General features: G+C 74.2%; 19 protein-coding genes. 11 read left to right on the top strand and 8 right to left on the bottom strand.

Features of this window, described 5'->3' with window-relative positions; all coding sequences use genetic code 11:
• Positions 1-21: 21 nt before the first annotated feature.
• The 8 genes from AC3ERT_RS13965 (at position 22) to AC3ERT_RS13930 (ending at position 8,770) form a co-directional block, all read left to right on the top strand.
• Positions 22-1,578 (top strand): AMP-binding protein, encoded by a 1,557-nt coding sequence (locus AC3ERT_RS13965; protein ID WP_435174278.1) that lies wholly within the window; start codon positions 22-24, stop codon positions 1,576-1,578.
• Positions 1,572-3,176, top strand: coding sequence for a condensation domain-containing protein (locus AC3ERT_RS13960; RefSeq protein WP_435174276.1), 1,605 nt, complete (start codon positions 1,572-1,574; stop codon positions 3,174-3,176). Before AC3ERT_RS13965 ends, AC3ERT_RS13960 begins: the two co-directional genes overlap by 7 nt.
• On the top strand, positions 3,173-4,129 hold the full coding sequence (locus tag AC3ERT_RS13955; RefSeq protein WP_435174275.1) for a sugar phosphate isomerase/epimerase family protein: 957 nt from the start codon (positions 3,173-3,175) through the stop codon (positions 4,127-4,129). Before AC3ERT_RS13960 ends, AC3ERT_RS13955 begins: the two co-directional genes overlap by 4 nt.
• Positions 4,129-5,358, top strand: a complete 1,230-nt coding sequence (locus AC3ERT_RS13950; RefSeq protein WP_435128940.1) for a DegT/DnrJ/EryC1/StrS family aminotransferase — start codon at positions 4,129-4,131, stop codon at positions 5,356-5,358. The genes AC3ERT_RS13955 and AC3ERT_RS13950 overlap by 1 nt, the downstream gene beginning before the upstream one ends.
• A complete protein-coding gene (locus AC3ERT_RS13945; RefSeq protein WP_435174273.1) occupies positions 5,352-5,720 on the top strand; it encodes a hypothetical protein in 369 nt (122 codons plus the stop codon). Before AC3ERT_RS13950 ends, AC3ERT_RS13945 begins: the two co-directional genes overlap by 7 nt.
• On the top strand, positions 5,717-6,484 hold the full coding sequence (locus tag AC3ERT_RS13940; protein ID WP_335975067.1) for a phytanoyl-CoA dioxygenase family protein: 768 nt from the start codon (positions 5,717-5,719) through the stop codon (positions 6,482-6,484). The genes AC3ERT_RS13945 and AC3ERT_RS13940 overlap by 4 nt, the downstream gene beginning before the upstream one ends.
• Positions 6,481-7,461 carry a GNAT family N-acetyltransferase gene (locus AC3ERT_RS13935; RefSeq protein WP_435174271.1) on the top strand — a complete coding sequence of 327 codons (981 nt, stop codon included), beginning with the start codon at positions 6,481-6,483 and terminating at the stop codon, positions 7,459-7,461. The genes AC3ERT_RS13940 and AC3ERT_RS13935 overlap by 4 nt, the downstream gene beginning before the upstream one ends.
• 79 nt (positions 7,462-7,540) lie before the next feature.
• Positions 7,541-8,770 carry a radical SAM/SPASM domain-containing protein gene (locus AC3ERT_RS13930; protein ID WP_335975075.1) on the top strand — a complete coding sequence of 410 codons (1,230 nt, stop codon included), beginning with the start codon at positions 7,541-7,543 and terminating at the stop codon, positions 8,768-8,770.
• Between the two features lie 99 nt (positions 8,771-8,869).
• On the opposite strand, the gene AC3ERT_RS13925 is transcribed toward AC3ERT_RS13930, so the two are convergent.
• The 3 genes from AC3ERT_RS13925 to AC3ERT_RS13915 are packed head-to-tail and all read right to left on the bottom strand — an operon-like array spanning position 8,870 to position 11,249.
• Positions 8,870-9,664, bottom strand: a complete 795-nt coding sequence (locus AC3ERT_RS13925; protein WP_435128927.1) for a hypothetical protein — start codon at positions 9,662-9,664, stop codon at positions 8,870-8,872.
• Positions 9,661-10,308, bottom strand: coding sequence for an HAD-IA family hydrolase (locus AC3ERT_RS13920; RefSeq protein ID WP_435128924.1), 648 nt, complete (start codon positions 10,306-10,308; stop codon positions 9,661-9,663). The genes AC3ERT_RS13925 and AC3ERT_RS13920 overlap by 4 nt, the downstream gene beginning before the upstream one ends.
• Positions 10,305-11,249, bottom strand: coding sequence for an NAD-dependent epimerase/dehydratase family protein (locus AC3ERT_RS13915; protein ID WP_435128921.1), 945 nt, complete (start codon positions 11,247-11,249; stop codon positions 10,305-10,307). The genes AC3ERT_RS13920 and AC3ERT_RS13915 overlap by 4 nt, the downstream gene beginning before the upstream one ends.
• Before the next feature lie 384 nt (positions 11,250-11,633).
• Between AC3ERT_RS13915 and AC3ERT_RS13910 the strand changes: the two genes are divergently transcribed.
• Complete coding sequence (locus AC3ERT_RS13910; protein ID WP_435174269.1) at positions 11,634-12,107, top strand: hypothetical protein; 474 nt, start codon at positions 11,634-11,636, stop codon at positions 12,105-12,107.
• Between the two features lie 32 nt (positions 12,108-12,139).
• Here the strand turns inward: AC3ERT_RS13910 and AC3ERT_RS13905 are convergent, their stop codons facing one another.
• Positions 12,140-13,120: an NADP-dependent oxidoreductase gene (locus AC3ERT_RS13905; RefSeq protein WP_435174267.1), complete on the bottom strand. Its 981-nt coding sequence runs from the start codon at positions 13,118-13,120 to the stop codon at positions 12,140-12,142.
• Between the two features lie 170 nt (positions 13,121-13,290).
• Between AC3ERT_RS13905 and AC3ERT_RS13900 the strand changes: the two genes are divergently transcribed.
• Positions 13,291-14,307, top strand: coding sequence for a GlxA family transcriptional regulator (locus tag AC3ERT_RS13900; protein WP_435174266.1), 1,017 nt, complete (start codon positions 13,291-13,293; stop codon positions 14,305-14,307).
• Positions 14,308-14,316: 9 nt separating this feature from the next.
• Here the strand turns inward: AC3ERT_RS13900 and AC3ERT_RS13895 are convergent, their stop codons facing one another.
• From AC3ERT_RS13895 to AC3ERT_RS13880, 4 genes are all read right to left on the bottom strand, one after another.
• The gene (locus AC3ERT_RS13895) at positions 14,317-14,676 is read right to left on the bottom strand and encodes an STAS domain-containing protein (RefSeq protein ID WP_335975107.1); all 360 of its coding nucleotides are present in this window, start codon (positions 14,674-14,676) and stop codon (positions 14,317-14,319) included.
• Positions 14,673-15,875: a cobalamin B12-binding domain-containing protein gene (locus tag AC3ERT_RS13890; protein ID WP_435174264.1), complete on the bottom strand. Its 1,203-nt coding sequence runs from the start codon at positions 15,873-15,875 to the stop codon at positions 14,673-14,675. Before AC3ERT_RS13890 ends, AC3ERT_RS13895 begins: the two co-directional genes overlap by 4 nt.
• Complete coding sequence (locus tag AC3ERT_RS13885) at positions 15,872-17,554, bottom strand: SpoIIE family protein phosphatase (protein ID WP_435174262.1); 1,683 nt, start codon at positions 17,552-17,554, stop codon at positions 15,872-15,874. The genes AC3ERT_RS13890 and AC3ERT_RS13885 overlap by 4 nt, the downstream gene beginning before the upstream one ends.
• A gap of 203 nt (positions 17,555-17,757) precedes the next feature.
• Positions 17,758-18,951, bottom strand: coding sequence for a PP2C family protein-serine/threonine phosphatase (locus AC3ERT_RS13880; protein WP_435174261.1), 1,194 nt, complete (start codon positions 18,949-18,951; stop codon positions 17,758-17,760).
• A gap of 97 nt (positions 18,952-19,048) precedes the next feature.
• On the opposite strand from AC3ERT_RS13880, the gene AC3ERT_RS13875 reads away from it, so the two are divergent.
• Positions 19,049-19,540, top strand: coding sequence for a MarR family winged helix-turn-helix transcriptional regulator (locus AC3ERT_RS13875; protein ID WP_335975122.1), 492 nt, complete (start codon positions 19,049-19,051; stop codon positions 19,538-19,540).
• Positions 19,541-19,592: the final 52 nt, after the last annotated feature.

Below are 19,592 nucleotides of genomic sequence, written 5' to 3'. Positions count from 1 at the left end.
TGCGAATCCGATGGATCACTGATGCCGAAGGCGGTGTGGACAATGCGGTGCCCGGTCCTGGACAGGGTCGAGTTGGCGGCCCGGACGTATGCCGACCGGACGGCGGTCGTCGCAGGAGGCGCGGGAACCGGGAAGGCCCGGGAGGAACTGACCTACGCCGAACTGTGGCAGGCGGTCGGCAACGTCGCCGACGCGCTGCGCGACCGTTTTCCGGCCGGCTCGGCGGTGGCCGTCACCACACGCGGCGGCGTCGGCCTGCCCTCGGCGTTCCTGGGTGTGCGGGCGGCCGGGCTGGTGCCGTTCCTGGTCGACGCCTACCTGCCCAGGGCCAGGGTGCGGGCGCTGCTGGAGATCGTCCGCCCGGCGGCCGTGATCGAGGAGAGCGCACCGGAGGTGGTGTCGCCGGGTGATCCGCACCCGGCGGTCCTTCCCGAGGGCGCCGGCTACCTGGTCTTCACCTCGGGCAGCCAGGGCACGCCCAAGGGCATCGTCGGCAACGCCGCGGGCCTGGCCGCCTTCCTCGACTGGGAGGCCGCCGAGTTGGGCCTGGCGCCCGGGCACCGTGCGGCGTCGCTGACCTCCCCCTCGTTCGACGTGGTCCTGCGCGAGGTGCTGCTCCCCCTGGTCTGCGGGGGCCGCGTCCACATGGCGGGCGCCCGGGTCCGCAGCAATCCGCGGGCGGTGCTCGGCTGGCTGCGCGACGAGCGCATCGACCTGGTGCACCTCGTGCCGAGCATCAGCGCCCGCTGGCTGGCGGCCGCGGACGGCACCGTGCTTCCCGATCTGCGCTGGTCGGTCTTCGCCGGGGAGCCGCTGTTCGCGCGCCATGTGCGGCAGTGGCGGCAGGCCGCCCCCGCCTCCCGGATCGGCAACCTGTACGGGCCCAGCGAGACGACCCTGGCGAAGTTCTGGTACCCCGTCACCGATCAGGCGGGCGAACTGCCCGACGGGCCGCTGCCGGTGGGCCGCCCCCTGCCCGGCACCGTGCTGCACCGGCTGCCGGTCCCGGCGGAAGCGGCCGCGGTGCCGGGAACGTTTCGGATCGGCATCCGCACACCGCACGGCTCCTACGGCTATCTGCGACCGGAGCGGATCGGGCCGGCGGCAGCGGCGCTGCGGCGCGCGGACGGCATGACCGTGTTCGACACCCAGGACCGCGGCCGGCTGCTCGCGGACGGCGCGCTGCTGGTGACCGGCCGGCTCGACTCGGTGGTGAAGCGGCGGGGGGCCGCGGTCGACACGGCCGCGATCACGGCGGCGGCGCTGCGCGACCCGACCGTCGGGGCGGCCTGCTGCTTCCAGGCCGACTGGCAGGCCGAGGGCGAACTGGTGCTGGCGCTGGAGAGCGCGCCGGACACCGACCGCGACGCGGTGATCGGCGCGCTGCGCACCGCGCTCGGCGCGGAGATGCCGGACGTGGTCCTCGGCTGCCCCCAACTGCCGCGGCTGCCCAGCGGAAAGGTCGACGCCCGGTCGGTCGCGCACGACGTGGCCGCCGGCGGACCGGGCTTCGTGACGATGTACGGCCGCCGGCCGGCGAACCGGGACATGACGAAAGAAAGGACGCACGCATGGTGAACTCCCAACACACCGAACCCTCCATGACCCCTGAGACGATCAGGGCCGCGGTCCGCGCGGCGATGGCCGAGGTGACCGACCAGGCGGGCCTGGACGAGATCGGCGACCAGGCGGACTTCTTCGCGGCCGGCCTCGACTCGATGGCGGTCGCCGCGATCGTGGCGCGGCTCCAGCAGCGGCTGGGCTTCGACGTACCGCTGTCCGCGGTCTTCGAGTACCCGAACGTCAACGGCCTGGTCTCCTTCCTGGCCGGGTCGGCCCACGTCCCGGTGGAGCGGATGCCCCCGCCGGCCCTGCCGGGCGCGTACTTCCCGGCGCCCGCCATGACCACCTACCTGGCCCGCCGTATGGGCCCGGACTGGGAGCGCACCCCGGCACCGGTCTGGGGAGCCGTCGAGCTGCCGGCCGGGACGATCGACCCCGGCGTCCTCCGTACGGCGCTGGACACCCTGGTCGAGCGGCACGAGGCGCTGCGGGTCTCCCTGCACCGGCGCGGCGACGAGGTGCTCGCACGGCTCGATCCGCCGGCCCCCATCCCGCTGGAGGTGGTGGACGCGCCCGGCGCCGACGACCACGAGCTGAACCGGATCGTCCTGGCGCGCAGGGAGCACCTCTTCGACCGCACCCGGACCCCCATGGCCGCGGTCACCCTGATCCGCGGCACGGAGCTGGAACTGCTCTTCATGGTCGTCGACCACAACGTCGCCGACGCGTGGTCGCTGCGGATGCTGCTGCTGGAGATCGGCGAGTTGTGCGCGGGCGGGCAGCCCGAGCCCGCCGCCGAGCCGCAGTTGACCCTGTCCCAGTGGTGCGCGACGGAGAACCGGCTGCTGGCCGACAAGGGCAAGGAGGCCGCGGAGTTCTGGCGCGAACTGCTCGAGCCGTCCTGGCGGACGCCGGGCCAGGGCGAGGTACCGGGCAGCGCGCCGGACCGGTTGACCACCCGCCGGTTCGAGGTCGGCGCCGAGCCGCGCCGCCTGCTGCTGGAGCGCGCGGCGGCCGAGGGCCTGAGCCTGTCCTCGCTGCTGGGCGGCCACCTCCTCCACGCGGTCCGGGCCGGCCTGGGCGCCGACCGGGTGCCGGTGGTCGTGCACTCGATCAACCGGGACCTGGTGGGCACCTCGACGCTGGTCGCCTCGACCTCGCGCGAGCTGTGGCTGTCGGTCGACCTGACCGAGCGCGGCACGCCCGAGCAGGCGGCCGCGGCCCTCCAGAGCTGCCTGCTCCAGGCCGTGTCCCGGCAGATGACGCCGCCGGCGCTGGTGCTGGGAGCCGACGGCTTGCGGTTCGGCCCGAAGTGGAAGCCGTGGCTGTTCCTCGAGGTGAGACTGTGGCAGCCGGTGCTGGACTTCCCGTCCGGCCCGGTGCGGCTGCGGTCGATCCCGGCGGCCAAGGACGCCAGCGCCCCGCTCGACCTGCACGTCGTCGACATGGGCAGCCACCTGGTGTTCGAGCTGACCAGCTGGCCGGGCGCCATCACACCCGAGACGACCGATCAGGTGGTCCGGACGCTGGTCGAGAGCGTCGCCGCACCCTCCGGACCGCTCCCCCGGGTCCAGGACCCGGACGCGGCGGCGCAATCCCCGGCGGCGCCATGACCGGCCGCGGGGAGTTCGATCCGCGCATCGCGATCAGCGGGACGGAGTTCCGCGACGAGCCGATCGACACACTGCTGCGCACCGCGGACGAGGTCGGGGTCGCCGCGATCGAGCTGTGGTACCCGGAGAACCTCCGTGCGGACGCCGGCGGCGTTGCCCTGGCCCGGCTGGCCGCCTGGCCCGGGCAGGTCGCCGCGGTGTCGGCCGGCGTCGAGATCGGGGAGACCTCCGACGTGCCGGGCAGCCGGTCCCGGCTGATCGAGGCGCTCGAACTGGCCGACCGGCTCGGCGCGCCCGTGGTCAACACGTACTTCGGCGCGCCCGGCTACCGGGACGACCGGCGCTCCGGGGAGGTGCTCGCGCGCAACCTCGAACCGGTGCTGCGGCGCGCGGAGTCCCTCGGGGTGACCGTGGTGCTGGAGAACGAGTTCGACGCGTTCGGCCGCGACCGCTACGGCGGCGACCTCACCCGGCGCCCGCACGCCCTGCGGGAGGCCGTGCGCCGGATCGGCAGCGCGCGGCTGCGGCTCAACTTCGACGCGGCGAACTTCTACTGCGCGGGCGTCGAGCCCTTCCCGTACGCGTACGAGGTCCTCGCCGACGACGTCGAGTACCTCCACGTCAAGGACATCAGGCGCGCCGACCCGGCCGTGCCCGCGCAGGACGGGCCGTCCGTCCGCTACCACGACTACGACCGCGCGTACGTGACCACCGCGCTCGGCTCCGGGGCGGTCAACTGGCCCGGGCTGCTCGCGCGGCTGGCCGCCGACCGCTACCCGGGTCCGCTGACGCTGGAACCGCACGTCCGGCCGGAGCACCGCACGGCCGCTCTCGCCCAGGCCGCCGGCTGGCTCCGTGCCGAGGTCGCCGGCCTGCGCGGGCGCCCCGCCGACCCTTCCCCGCCCGTCCCCCCGTTGTCCGCTCCGCAATCCATCCTCATGGGAGGTCACTGATGCCAGGACCCGGTTTGTCCATGATCGGCCTGGAGGAACAGGCCGAGGTGCTGGACGTCCTCACCAGCCGCGAGCTCAGCCGGTACCGCTTCGACGGCGACCCCACGCCGTCCAAGGTGTACCAGTTCGAGCGCGAGTTCGCGGACCTGACCGGTTCGCCGCACTGCCTGGGCCTGAACAGCTGCACCAGCGCGCTCTACACCGGGCTGCTCGCGGCCGGGATCGGCCCGGGCGACGAAGTGATCGTCCCGGCCTACACGTTCATCGCCTCGATCGCGGCGATCGCCTACACCGGCGCCACCCCGGTGCTCGCCGAGATCGACGACAGCCTCCTGCTCGACCCGGTGGACGTCGCCGAGAGGATCACCCCGCGGACCCGGGCGGTCCTCGCGGTGCACATGCTCGGCGCACCGTGCGACCTCGACTCCCTGGCGGAGATCGCCCGCGCCCACGACCTGCTCCTGGTGGAGGACTGCGCGCAGGCCGGCGGCGGGACGTTCCGGGGGCGGCACCTCGGTACCGTCGGCACGTTCGGCGCGTTCAGCCTCAACGTCTTCAAGACGTTCACCGCCGGCGACGGCGGCATCCTCACCACCGCGGACCGGGCGCTGTACGAGACCGTGTTCGCCCTGCACGACCACGGCGCCGCGCCGCTGCGGACGGGCGTGACCGACGGCCCCGCGCTGTTCGGGCTCAACCTGCGGATGCACGAACTCACCGGCGCCGTGGCCCTGGCCCAGGTGCGCAAGCTGCCGGACATCCTGGCGACGCTGCGCGCCAACAAGAAGGCGCTCAGCGCGGCGATAGGCGAGGTTCCCGGCGCCACCGAGCGGGTCGTGCACGACCTGGACGGCGAGTGCGCGACGGCGCTGGCCTACACCTTCGAGTCGGCCGGCCTCGCCGCAGAGGTCGCCCGGCTGCTGGGCACCATCACGCTCGACCGGTCGGGCAAGCACAACTACGCCAACATGCCGCAGTTGACCGGCGGCGGCGCCGCCGGCCCGGACCTGCCGCACCCGGCGGCGGCACGACCGGCCTACCGGCGCGGTGACCTCCCGCGCACCGACGACAGGCTCGCCCGCACGGTCGCGCTGAGCGTCGGGGTGGTCGACTCCTATCTGGGAACGGCCGTCGGGATCGACATCACTTCGGACGAGGAACGCATCGACGCGGCCGCCGCGAACTTCCGCACGGTGGTCGGGAAGGCGCGAAAGGAGTCGGCATGCTGAACAAGGTCCGCATCCGGGGCTGGTCGGTGGTCGGCACCGGCGAGCCCACCGAGCTGGAACCGCGGTGGCGCCACCGGGACGACGTGCCGCTGCCGGCGGACCGGTGGAGCCGCGCGCAGGGCGTGGCCCCCGGGGCGCCGGTGGGTGAGGCCGACCGGCTGCTCGTGCTGCGGGCGACCGGAGCGCGGCCGGTCGAGATCGAGTTCGTGCTGGGCAGCCAGGGATCGGCCGAGCCTTCGCGCACCGCGCCGGCGGAGCGGATCACCCTCGCCCCCAGCGAGACGCTGATGCTGGACGCGCGCCTGTGGTGGCGCGGCGACGCCTCCGACGACGTCGTGGCCGAGATCTGGGAGCAGATATGACCGACCACCTCGACGAGCTGCGAACGGCCGGCTTCACCGTCGTCCCGGGCGCCTTCCCGGTCACCGAGGTCGACGCGCTGGCGGACCGCATGGACGCCCTGCTGGCGGACGACGAGGCCACCTGGGGCAAGGACCGGCTGCTGAAGATCCACCAGTGGGGCGCGCTGCGCAACCTGGCCGACCGGGGACCGGAGTTCGAGCGGCTGCTCGACACCGAGCCGCTGCACGCGATGGCGGCCGAACTGCTCGGCCCGTCCTACCGGCTGCACTCCTTCGACGGACTGGTACTCCAGCCGGGAGAGGGGCGGTTCCCGTGGGACTTCCACACGGACCTGGACGCCCTCGCCGGCACGGCCTTCCCCGCCGACTCCCCGCCCGGGCTGAACAGCCTGGTCGCCGTCGACGAGAGCGGACCGGAGAACGGCGCCACCTGGCTCATCCCGGGCAGCCACCGGTCGGTGGTCCGCGACCCCGGCCCCGAGGAGCTCGCCGGGCTGGCGATCCAGCCCCGGCTGCGGCGCGGGGACCTGCTGCTGTTCGACGCCCGGATCTGGCACTGCGCCGGGGAGAACCGGTCGGCCGCCGTACGCCGCCTGATCAAGATCGAGATGGTGCGGCCCTGGCTGCGTACGCAGATGGACTACGCGCGATCGGTGCGGCCGGAGGTCCTGGCGCGGCTGTCGCCTCGGGCCAGGGCCGCGATCGGCGAGCCGCTGCCGGCCGGCGTCGAGGAGTTCTGGCAGGCCGTGGAGCGTGCGACGTGACGGTCGCGACGCCCCTGCGGGTCAGCCGCGGCGACGCGGTGGTGGCCCAACTCCCGGGCGCCGGTGCGCCGACGCCCTTCCAGAGCGCCGGCTGGTGCCGCGCCTGGATCGCCGAGGCGGCCGCCGCCGAGGGCGCCGCCCCGCTGCTCCTGCGGGCCGCGACCGCGGCCGGGCGACCGGTGTACGCCGGACTCCAGGTGCACAGCGAACCGGCGGGCAAGGTGCTGCGGCCGCTGTGCTGGCCCTGGGCGGACTACCACCGCGCCTGGTGGCCGGAAGGCGAGCCGGAACCGGAGGGTGCCGCGGCCGCGCTGGCCGCGGCGCTGGCCGAACTCCAGCGGATCGAAGGCGCGGCCCTGGACCTCCAGGACGTGGCCGAGGGGGACCTCCTGCACCGCGCGGCGCTGCTGGCCGGTGCCCGCAGCAGCCCGGCCAGCCCGGTGGTGGCGTTCGACCTGACCGACGCCGAGCGGGTCGCCGCGGTGCTCGGGCGCAAGGAGACCGTGCGCAAGGCGCGGCTGCTCGCGCGGCGCGGCCGGGTCGAGCTGATCCACTGGCGTGATCCGGCGGACCTGCGGGAGCGGTTGCCGGTGTTCTTCGCGATGCACGCCGCGCAGTGGCGGGACCGGCCCGACGTCGTCGCGCCGTTCGACGGCGGGCCGGTCGACCGGACCTTCGCCGCCGCGGCGCAGCGCGGGGACTGCGGTGTCGTGCTCAGCGAACTGCGGCTGGAATCGGTGCCGTTGGCGATGTACTACGGCTTCCTGCACCAGGACCGCTACTGGGCGTACCGGACCGCCTTCGACCAGGAGTACCGGCGGCTGTCCCCGGGCTACCAGCTGGTGGCCGGCATGATCCGCGACTTCGTCGCAGCGGGCGTGACCTGCTTCGACCTCATGCGCGGCGACTACCCGTACAAGGCCGACTACGCCGAGGGCGTCAGCCACAACGTCCGCCTCGAACGGGCGAAGCCCTGACGGACCCCACGAGCGGGGCGCTCCTGCCATGTCGGCGATCTGCCCGCCGGGTTCGGGCAGCAACGGAGAGAGAAGAAGAATGTACGTCACGCCTTTCTGGCACTACGAGACCACCGACCGCGAGACCGCGCTGTCGAACACCGTGACCGGCCGGCAGGTGACGGTCCCCGCCGGGGCGCTGGACACGCTCGGCGCCGTCTTCGCCGACCCCGGTCTGCCGATGCCCGGCGAGCTGCTGGCCGCCCTCGCCCCGGCCGAGATCGTCTTCCCCGACCGCGAGGCAGCCGACACGTGGCTGGCGGGTTCCCTGGCCCAGGTCCGCGAGCGCCCCCTGATCGACCAGATCGAGCTGACCAACCGCTGCCCGTACACCTGCCAGATGTGCCCGCGGACGAGCTCGATGACGCGCGAACTGGGCAGCATGGAGATCCCGCTGTTCGAGCGGATCATCGAGCAGATCGCGCCGTACCAGCAGTACACGGCGCTGCACCACTTCGGTGAGTCCCTGCTGCACCCTGAGATCGACACCGCGGTGCGGGTGGCGCGCGCCCACGGGGTGAAGACCGGGCTGTCCTGCAATCCGCCCAGCCTCACGCCGCGGCTGAGCCGGCGGCTGCTCGACGCCGGCCTGGCCAACATGGTGCTCTCCCTGGACTCGCTGGACGCCCGCACCTACCGCAGCATCCGCGGGCACGCGGCGCGGCTCGACAAGGCCGACAAGCACGTCCGGCGCATCGTCGAGGCACGTGACGAAGGCGGCTACGACACGTGGATCACCCTCCAGATGATCGCGATGCGGGCCAACCAGTCGGAGATCGACGGGTTCCTGTCCTACTGCGAGGAAGTCGGCGTCGACCGGGGCATCGTGGTGCGGCTGGGCCGGTGGGACTTCGAGGACGACAAGGTCGAGGACCTCGGCGGCCACGACAGTCCCGGCTACACCGCGCCCTGCACCCTCCCGCAGAGCTCGGTGGTCGTCCTCTGGGACGGCCGGGTGGTGCCGTGCTGCCACGACTACGACGGCGACGTGGTGCTCGGCGACCTCAACACGCAGACCCTGGAGGAGGTCTGGGCGTCGCCGGCCGCGCAGCGGTTCCGTGAGCGCAACGAGGACTACGAGCTGTGCCGGCAGTGCGCGTTCAGCCGCTGGTTCAAGGAGAGCCAGCGGGAGAAGGACGGGTTCACCGACTTCCACCGCAAGCGGACCACCGCGCTGTCCGTCCGGTACGAGTGGACCAATCCGGCCTCGCTGAGCCGCGGGGACGGGGGCGAGCTGTTCGACCGGTTCGACGTCTACACCAGGGACTGAAGCGCGGTCGGGCCCCGGGCCGGTCCCGGCCCGGGGCCTTTCCCGGCACTACGCCGGCCGCGGTACTCCGTCGATGTCGGCACTGCTCCGGTGTCGGCACTACGCCGGCCACGGCTCGAAGTCCTGCGCGGCCAGCAGCGGGTAAACCGGCGAACCGGGCGCGGGGGTCGGCACGAAGACCAGCCGTTCCCACAGCCACCGCGCGCCCGGGGTGGCGTCGGCGGTGCATCCCGGCATCGGCCGCTGCCAGCACCACGCGCCGACCCCTTTCGCCCGGAGCCGGTCGATGGTCGCGTCCCGGGTGGCGGACAGCAGCGGGAGCAGCGTCAGGACCTCCGACGCGACGGTGCGCGGCGGCAGCAGGGGGCCGAGCGCGGTCCGGGCGGCGCGGTCCGCGGCGAGTCCCCGCGCGACCTCGGCCGCGCGGTCGAGGCGGTCCCAGCGGGCGCCCACCGAGGCGTCGGCACCGACCGCGCCCCGCAGCCGCGCCGCGCCGCCGCCGACCGCCAGACCGCCCTCGGGCCACAGGAACTCCTTGCGCGGGCTGAACACGACGAGCGGCCCGGCGGGGGGCGCGGCCATGCCCAGTGCCGTCCGCAGGCCGAAGCAGGCGTCCTGGATGACGGTCAGGTCGTCCCTCGGCGGCGGGGGCAGCCAGCGCCCGAAGGGCTGGTGCCACACCAGCGTCCGGAACCGGTCGTCCGTGGGAAGGCGTACCGGCGCGAGGTCGGCGCCCAGGTCGTAGACCCGCACCGGGACGCCGGCCGCCTCGATGTCCTCGGCCACCTCGGCGCAGTACAGCGCGGGCAGCAGCACGCCGCTGCCCGCCTGGCCGCAGGCGGCGGCCAGCAGGTGCTTCGCCCGGTCGGCGAGCAAGGGGCGGTCCCATGTCATGGCAGCTCCGTTCCGCTGTCGCCGGGCCCGGTCCCGCCGGGCGGTGGGTCGGCGGGCGCGTCCCGGGGTCCAGCCAGGAAGTTCGCGAGGCCGGCCGCTGTCTCGGCCGCGGACCGGAAGGCGATGGCGCGGCCGCCGAGCCCGCGTACCGCGTCGACGTTGCGCGCCTTGTCGTCGACGAGCACCAGTCGGTCCGGCGTCGCACCGGCCGCGGCGCACAGTTCCGTGAAGTATTCCGCGGACGGTTTGCGCACGCCGTGCCGATAGGAGGGAAACCATTCCACCGCGATTCCGGACAGGAACCTGCGGCGGAGCGACTCGGCCCATTCCGGGCAGTTCGTCGCGATCACCGTGCGGTGCTTTCCGGCGTAATGCGCCACGAGGTCGCGCATTCCGGGAATCCACCGGCAGCCCGCTTCGTGGACCCGGTGGAACATTCGGGAATCCGGTTCCGTCCCGAGCGCGCGCAATCGGCGCCAGTATTCCGCCTCGGTGATCTCGCCGCGCTCCAGGCTGTGGTAGAGCGGCTTCATGCCGATAGCGAGGAGCCGTGCCATCGGCAGCCCGGTGGACGCCTCGTGGGCCTGCTCGAAAGGATCGGTGAGCAGGGTGCTCATGAGGTCGAAGGCGAGCAGCGCGGTCAAGGCTTGCCGGCTTCGAAGACGTCGAACAGCTCCCGGGCGCGGGCGCGGACCCCGCCGATGTCGAGGCGGCCCGCGCCGGGCAGGGCCGCGCGCAGCTTCGTCATGTCCGCGCCGGTCCAGTACTGGTAGCGGGCGGAGAGCGGGTTGGCGACCAGCCGGACGTCGAGGGGTGATCCGGTGAACTCGGCGCACCACTCGAGCAGGGTCGCGAAGCTCACCGGCAGGCCGGAGCCCAGGTTGTAGATCCCCGAGGGCACCTCCGCGTCGACCAGCCGCAGGCAGACCCCGGCCACCTCCCGCACCGGCACGTAGTCGCGGCTCGCCTGAAGGGTGTCGGCGAACACCGGTATCCGTTCCCCTTGCGCGGCTCGGCGCAGGATCTGCGAGATGATCGAGGCCATCGCCTTCTTGTGTTCCTCGAAGGGGCCGAACACGTTCGTGTAGCGCAGCCCGACCCAGGTCGGGCCGGCGGGGCGGCGGGCCATCTCCCGGTCGAGGGCGAGCTTGGAGGCGGCGTAGCGGTTGAGCGGACCGGAGCACTGCCCGGGGCCGGCGTCCTCGGCGATCAGGGTCCCTTTTTCGAAGGTGCCGTAGACGCTGTGCGAGGACGCGTAGACGAAGCGGGTGCCGGAGGCCGCGCAGGCGTCGGCGAGGGCGAGCGGGCCGTCGGTGTTGGTCCGCCGCAGCAGGTCGCGGTCGCTTTCGGTCGTGCTGCTGATGCCGCCCTGGTTGATCACGGCGGCGAAGCGGCCGGCGCGCACCTCCTCGAGCACGTCCGGTTGTGCCAGGTCGGCCCGCAGGACCCGGCAAACGAGCGCCACGTCCTGCGGCGCCGGCTTGATGTCGAGAGCGGTCACCTGATATCCGGAGGCGGCACACAGAAGCGCGCAGTGCCGCCCGATGAATCCGGCGGCACCGGTGACCAGTATTTCACCCGGCATTCACATGACTCCATCCGATGACAGAAACAGTGATGCGCCGACGATAACACGGCACCGGTACCTTTTCCGAGCGGAAAACCGGCCCGACAATGACAGCGAAATACAATCTCGCGCACCCCGGCGTCATGTATGACGGGCGCCGCTATTTCACCGTTCAGCCCTCCGCGAGGGCCCGCCCGAGCGGGTCCGCGCCGACGAAGCCGGCGAGCGCGGCGCGGGCGGGCAGTGCGGTGGCGACGTTCCCGGACCGACGCCGCGGCGCGGAGGCGTCTGCGGGAACAGCTCAACGAGGCGGTGCGCAGGCCGGAGGAGTTCGGGGGCCTTGCGACGGTGGCGGGTCTCCTCGACAGGCTCGCGGAGCTCGCTCCGCAGGACGGGGACCACGTGTGGCTTCCCGACAGCAACCGCCGGCCGGCTCCGTCGACGACGGGGCGGCTGGTCTTTCCCGACGCGGACATCCACGTCGCCGCATCGCAGTTCGGCGAGGACGCCCACCGTCTGGGCCGGCTCCGGCTCGACCGCACACTGACGCGTGCCGAGCACGCCGTGCTCGTCGACCGTGCGGTCGCCTGGTCGAAGCACGACCGCTCGCTGGACGAGATCATCGCCGCGTTCGGGCCTCCGTCGATCACGTTCGGGTCCCCCGACCCGGACCGCCCGAAGACCCTCGGCTACGCAACTGCCGACCGTACGGCGCCCGTCGTCGCCTTTCACCTCGGCCACGCACAGGCAGGGACGGAGCCGGCCGCGAACGGTGTGCCGCCGGACGGTGTGGCCTTGCTCGCGGTGCGCGTCCGCGAGGACTTCGTCCGCGGCCGGCGGGTCACACCGCGCGGCGGCAGCTACTTCTCCTCCTGAGCTTCGACACGAAGGAGCCCGCCCGGCGCGGGCTACGCGAGGTCGAGGACGAGTTTGCCGCGGGTGCGGTTGGCTTCGCCGAGGCGGTGGGCCTCGGCGGCCTGGTCGAGGGGGAAGGTGCGCTCGACCTCGACGCGGAGCGCGCCGGACTCGACGAGGGCGGCGACAGCGGTGAGGGCGGGGGCGTCGGGTTCGACGAGGAGCGGGCTGGTGCGGACCCCCGCGCTGGCGGCCGCGGCCGCGAGCGCGGGGGAGACACCGCCGGGGATGGAGACGACGAGGCCGCCGGGCCTGGTCACCGCGACCGAGCGGACGTCGGTGGCGTCGGTGCCGCCGACCAGGTCGATGACGACGTCGACGGGCGCGGTGGCCTGCTCGAAGGGACCGGCGGTGTAGTCGATCGCCTCGTCCGCGCCCAGTTCCTTCAGCCAGGTGTGCCGCGGCGCGCGGGCGGTGGCGACCACCTCCGCACCGAGGTGCCGGGCGATCTGCACCGCCAGGTGCCCCACCCCGCCCGCCGCCGCGTGCACCAGGACCCGCTGCCCGGCGGTGACGCGGGCGGTGTCCACCAGGGCGTGCCAGGCGGTGAGCACCGCCAGCGGCAGCGCCGCGGCCTCGACGTGGCTGAGGGAGGCGGGCTTGCGGGCGAACTGGCGCGAGGGCGCGGTGACGTACTCCGCGTAGGCGCCGGCCGGGCGCGGGAACCACGGCATGCCGTACACCTCGTCGCCCGGTGCGAGCGTGGTGACGCCGAAGCCGACGGCCTCGACGACGCCGGAGACGTCCCAGCCGAGGATCAGCGGGAACTTCTGCAACCCGGCCATGCCCTGGCCCGCGCGCGTCTTCCAGTCCACCGGGTTGATCCCGGCGGCGTGCACCCGCACCAGCACCTCGGTCGGCAGCGGCTCGGGGCGCGCGACCCGGCCGACGGCCAGCACCTCCGGGCCGCCGAACCGGTCGACGGTCACCGCCCGCATCGTCTGCTCCGCCACACCCTTGTTCTTGCCGCTCATGTCTCTCGCGCCCCTCGTCGTTCTCTCGCAGGTCACAGGTACGGACCCGGGTCCTTATCCCAGGCCCGGGTCCACCCGCCGGGCCTCTGGCCTCGGCGTGCCTCAAGGTTCGCGGGGTCCGCCCCGGAGCGGTCAGTGGCCGGGGAGCCACCTGTCGTACTATTCCGGCCATGCCGCACCTCGTCGCCGTCCTCGCACTGGACCACGTCATGCCGATGGACCTGGGGATCGCCGCCCGCGTCCTCAACGAAGCCCTGGACCCGGCCGGTGAGCGCCTGTACTCGGTGCTGACCTGCTCGCTCGGCGGCGCACCGGTCCGTACGAGCGAGGGCTTCCGCGTCCTGCCCGACGAGGACGAGTCGCTGCTCGAACGCGCCGGCACCGTGGTGATCGCCACCCAGGAACCGGGCGAACACCTGCTCGCCACCGGCGAGTTGCCCGCCGACGTGGCCGCGGCCCTGGCCCGGATCGCCCCCGGGACCCGCATCGTCAGCCTGTGCACGTCGGCGTTCCTGCTCGCGGCCGCCGGGCTGCTGGACGGCCTGCGCGCCACCACCCACTGGACCCTGTGCGACCGGCTCGCCCGGCTGTTCCCGGAGGTGGCGGTCGACCCGGACATCCTCTTCGTGGACAACGGGCGCGTGCTGACCGGCGCCGGCGGCGCGGCCGGCATCGACCTGTTCCTCCACCTCGTCCGCCGGGACCACGGCACGGCCGTGGCCAACGCGGCGGCCCGGCGGTGCGTGGTGGCGCCCTGGCGGGAGGGCGGCCAGGCACAGTTCATCGAGCGCCCGGTGCCGAAGGAGGCGGACCGCTCCACGTCGGCCACGCGCCGCTGGGCCATGGACCACCTCGCGGAGCCGCTCACCCTCCAGGACCTGGCCCGCCACGCCCACATGAGCGAACGCACCTTCACCCGGCGCTTCCGCGCCGAGGTCGGCACGAGCCCGCTGCAGTGGCTGGTGCGCAGCCGCCTGGACCATGCCCGCCACCTGCTGGAGAGCAGCGAGTTGACGGTCGCGCGGATCGCCACGGCCACCGGCTTCGTCGACCCGACCGTGCTGCGCCGGCACTTCCACGCCCGGCTGGGCCTGTCCCCGCTCGCCTACCGCAGGAGCCACCGCCCGCCGGCCACCGCGACCGCCCTACCGGTCCTCACCCACGGCGTCGGCAACAGCCCTCACTGAGCGGCCCGTTCACCGATCCGGCTGCCGCGCCGCGTCCTCGCCCCCGGTGCGGAACAGGCCGCGGACCCCGGTGATGGCCAACAACCGCTCCAGGAGCGGGGGCACGTGGTCCAGGTGGAGGCCGACTCCCGCGGCGCCGGCCGTACGGTGGACCATCAGCAGCGCCGAGAGCCCCGACGAGTCGCAGAACCGCAGTTGGGCGCAGTCCAGGTGCAGGTCGCGCAGGTCCGGGTGGGTGCTGACGCAGTGGGCGGCGCGGTGCACCAGCACCTCGGCGCTGTCGTCGTCGAGGTCGCCGCAGATCCGCAGGTGGACGGCGCGCGGGCCGGCCTCGACGGTGACGGCGAAGGGGAGGTGCGGCAGGGTCACGCTGGTGCTCCGGGGGGTGGTCCGGTCGGTGCGGCCATGGCGTCCAGGGCGCGGCGGGCGCCGTCGAGCAGCCGCACGGACCGCGGGAAGTCCCGCAGTTCGGCGGCTAGGACGGTAAGGGCCGGCCGCAGGGACCGCGCCGGCACGTTCCGCGCGGTGAGGACGTCCGCGGTCCAGGTGATGAAGCCGGCGAACAGCTCGTCGTCGTCGCAGTACAGGGCCGCGGTGAGGAACTCGACGATGTGCGCGAGGTCCTCGGCGGTGCGCTCGCGCTGCTGCGCGGTGTAGGAGGCCATGGCCGGCAGGTGGGACTCCAGTTGGGCCAGCACCTCCCTGACCAGGGTCGGCTGGGCGCGGGCGACGAGCGTGTACTCCTGGTCGGCGAGGTGCGGCAGGTCGTCGATCGGCTGCCGTCCGGCGGCCAGGTCGGGCGCGGGGATGCCGTCGGCGAGCTGCCTGGCGGCGGAGCGCGCGTCGGGGGCCCAGGCGTTCGCCCCGAGCAGGCGGGCGTTGCGGCCGTCCGGGCCGAAGGCGGCGCCGCCGACGATGACCGGCAGGCCGATCGCCTGGCAGCTGGTGATCGCCGCGTGGGCGGTGGGCAGCCGGGTCGGGAGCGAGGAGGACAGCGCGACCGCGTCCGGAGCGCCGGCGTGGAGGTGGGCGATCAGGTGCGGGGTGGGCACCTGGGCGCCGAGGAAGTCGACCTGCCAGCCCCGCAGGGTGAGGACCTCCGCGAGGAGGCGGGCGGGCAGGGCGTGCCACTCGTGGTCCACGCACGCCACGGTGACCCGGCCGCGGCGGGGCGTGGCGCGCGCGGCCGGGTGGTGGGCGAGGGCGGCGATGACGCGTTCGGTGATGGCGCTCGCGGCGTGTTCCTGGGCGACGCTCAGGCGGTTGGCGGCCCATTCGGCGCCGACCTTCGTCTGGAGCGGGGCCAGCAGGTCCAGCAGGATCGCCTCGGCGTCCGCGCCCTCCTGGAGCGCGCCCAGGACGAGGGCGGCGGCCCGGTGCTCGTCCCGGTCGACCACCGCGGTCCACAGCGGGTCGCGCACCGCGCGGAACGGGTCGGGCGCGGGGCGCGCCTGCTCAGCGGGGCGCGCCTGCCCAGCGGCTCCCTGCTCAGCGGCTCCCTGCTTGCCGGGCCCCTGCTTGCCGGGTCCCTGCCCGGCGGGGTCCTGCTCGGCGGCTTCTACGGTCATACCGTGTACCTGCCCCGGGTGTGCCCGTCCACCGCACTGAGATGGGTGGTGCGGGGCGCGCCGATGGCGACCAGGGCCATGTCGTCGTGGCTGCCGTCGTGCAGCCACTGGAACGCCAGCATCTGGATGCGCTCCACGATCGCCTCCGCGGGCAGGTCGGCGCACTCCGACAGCGCCCGCTTCAGCCGCTCCTCGCCGAACATCTCGCTGCCGAGCGGGCCGCCGCGCGCCTCGGTGAACCCGTCGGTGTGCAGCAGGCAGGTCTCGCCGGGCTGGAGGACGACCTGCGCGGAGTGCGCCTCGATGGCCGGCAGGGCGCCGATCAGGGTGCCGCGGGTGGGCACCTCCTCGACGCTGCCGTCCAGGCGCACCACCAGCGGGGCGGGGTGGCCGGCCGAAGTGAGCCGCAGCCGCACCTCGTTGTCGTGCCGGCGCACCGAGCCGAGCACCATGGTGGCGAAGCGGGTGTGGTGGGAGTTGAGCAGGGAGCCGTTGAGGAGTTCGAGTATCCGCCGGTGGTCGTCGCCCAGCGGGGACAGCGCCTGGAGGGTGCTGCGGATCTTGCCGGTCAGTACGGCCGCGTCCAGGCCCTTGCCGCACACGTCGCCGAGCACCACCAGCGAGGCGTCGTCGGTGCCGGGTCCGGGGTGGACGTCGTAGAAGTCGCCGCCGACCCGCTCGTGGCTCTCCGCGGCGCGGTAGCCGCCGGCGAACTCCACGCCGTTGACGCGCTGGAGCGTGGGCGGCAGCAGTTCGCGCATGAGCGTGCGGGTGATCGCGCTCTGCTCGCTGTAGAGGCGGGCGGCGGACAGTGCGGCGCCGGCCCGGGCGGCGAACAGCCGCGCGAAGTCCTCCTCGCTCTCGCTGAACCGGGCGGGGCGGCCGGCGCGCAGCAGCACCAGCGCCCCGGCGGACACCCCGTGGCCGGGCAGGGGGGTGACGACGATCGACCCGATGGGGCCGCCGCAGCCCTCGGGCAGCAGCCAGTCGGGCAGCAGGGCGCCGTCGATCCACCGCGAGGGCAACGGCGGGAAGCCCTGGAGCGCCTCGCTGAGCCCGGGCAGGACGGCGGGGTCGGCCGCCACCTGGCGGCGTACGGCGTCCTGGCCCGCCACGGCGGAGACGGTCAGCAGCTTGCCGCGGGAGGGGGGCGCGACGACGACGGCCGCGTCCGCGAGGTGCTCGGCGGCCAGCGTGACCGTGGCCGCCATGCAGCGGTCGGGGTTCAGCGAGGCGAGCAGGACGTTGGACGCCTCGACGAGGAAGCCGGTGCGCTCCCGCTCGGCGGCGAGGGCCTGTTCGGCGCGCCGCCGCTCGGTGCCGTCGACCATCCACCAGACGACCTCGCCGGCCTCGCCCGGGGTCGGGTACGCCTCGAAGCGCCGCTCCCCGATCGGGCCGGCGGCCGGTGCGAGGGGCGCGCCCGGCCGGTCAGCGTCGCCGGGCACCCGGACGTGCGGGGCCGCCTCGGCGTGGGCCCGGGACAGCCAGGCCGGCACGGCGTCGGCCATGTTCGCGCCGGGCTCCGCTCCGCTCAGCAGCAGCCGGGCGGCGGGGTTGGCCCGCAGCACGGTGCCGGCCGGGTCGGCCACGAGGACGGGGTAGGGGGCCAGTGCCCACAGACCGGCGGTGGCGCCGGGCCCGGGCCTTGCGGCGGGAGTTCCCTCGACAGAGGTCATGAACGCCGGCTCGCACGCGGCGAGCCGCACCAACTTTCCGTAGGAGGCGAATTCATTTGCCGTGCGGCAACTATCGCTCACCCCGTACGCGATGACAACCCGCCCCCCACCCGCCGCCCGTGCGGAAAGCCGCCCGGACCTGGGGCGGTTGCCACCTGCGGCGACGCGGAAACGGTACGCGCGGCGCCGCAGGCGGCCGAACGTCAGGCCCCCGCTCCCCCGTCGGGGCGGCCGGTCCAGTCCAGGCACATCACCAGGGCGTCGTCGGCCGCCGGCCCCGGACCGCGGTGGCCCAGCAGGTTCTGGAGGATGGCCCGCGGCACCTGCGAGGCGGGCAGCAGCCGTGTCTCGTTGATCGACCGCACCAGCGCCCGCAGGCTGTACTTCTCGCCGCCCGGGGAGAGCGCGTCGTAGACGCCGTCGCTGATGAACAGCAGGCGGTCGCCGGGCAGGACGGTGAACGACTGCGGCTCGTAGACGGTGTCCTCGAACATCCCCAGCGGCATCTGGGGCTCCAGCTCGACCAGGTCGACGGCGCCCTCGCGCACCCGCCATATCCGGGGCGAGCCGGCGTCGATGACCTCCACGTTCCCGGTCGGCAGGTCGAAGCGCAGCAGCAGCGCCGCCAGGTACTGGTCCCCCTGGTGCTGCCCGTAGACGGCCTGGTCGGCCAGGTACGCCTGGTCGCTGAGGGACAGCCCGGCGCGGCGGGCGTTGCGCAGCGCGCTGACCGCGAGGTTGGTCAGCAGCGCGGCCTGTATGCCCTCGCCCATGCCGTTGTTCACGGTGACGTGCAGGTGGTCGGCCGAGGAGGACCAGTCGAAGCTGTCGCCGAAGATGGCGTAGGCCGGTTCGAGCTGGGCGCCGAGGGTGTACTCGGGCCGGGCGCACGCGCGGCCGGGCAGCAGCTGCCACTGCATCTCCGCGGCCAGGGTGAGCCGTTCGGCCCGGCGTGCCTGGAGGAACAGGTCGGTGTCCCGCCCGGCGACGACCAGTTCGTGCGCGAGCGCGTCCGCGCACGCCTGGAGTTCGCCGACGGTCTGTGCGGTCGGGCCCGCGCCGTCGGGGTCCGGCAGTGTGACGCTCAGCACGCCCAGCCGGTCGCCGCGTACGCTGACCGGAAGGTGCACCGCCACCGCGGCGGCCGGGGCGTCGGGCACCGCGTACGGCTCCTGGGCGCCGAACGCGCGGCCCGGCGCGGTGTCGTGGACCGACAGCGGTGCACGGGTGTGCGGCAGCGCGTCCACCGGCTGGAGCCTGGTCACCGCGTAGTCCGCCATCAGCAGTTCCACCGTGTGCGCGCGGTGGCGGCGCTCGATCGTGGCGCGGATCACCTCGAAGATCTCGTGGGGCTGCGCCTCACGCAGGCGGCCTTCGACCGTCCCGGGTCTGTCCAACGCTATCGGTCCCACTTTCGTTGACATATCGTCGTCCAGGCGACTGCTGGAGCGAACAGAAGGAAAGAGCCCGAAACGGCTCACTGGGGAGTGTCACATGGACGAGGCCTCGGCCGCTGTGCGCCGGCTCGCGTCCCCTGCTGTCGGCGAGCTCGGCGAGGTGCTGGAGCTCCTGGAGATCGCGTGGGAGCGGGGCCGCCGCGACTACAGCACCGCGCCGCTGTCGGCCGCCCAGGCCCGGGTGCTGTACGTCGTCGAGCGCGAGCCCGGGATCAACCTCACCGGCCTCGGCCGTGCGCTGTCGGCCGCGGCTCCCTCCGTCACCCGGCTGTGCGACCGCCTCCAGGCGGCCGGGTTCCTGCGCCGGGCCGCGGGCGCGCAGGACCGCCGCGAGGTCGAGCTCGAGCTCACCGAGGCCGGCGCCGCCCACCTCCGGACGATCCGGCACCGCCGCGAGCAGGCCCTCGGCCGGGCGATGGGCCTGATGTCCCCCGAGGCCCGCCAGGCCCTCGTCACCGGCCTCACCGCCCTCAACGACGCCGTCAGCCCGCCGGCCCGCCCCTCCCCCCGCGCCCGCCGCGCCGTCTGACCCGACCGTCCGACCCCGCCGTCAAGCCCCGCCGGCCGCGCCCGCACGCAGG

The organism is Actinacidiphila sp. bgisy145 (genome assembly GCF_057708125.1).
Note: the sequence above shows the minus strand (reverse complement) of the source record. Positions and strands in the feature narration are given on the sequence as shown.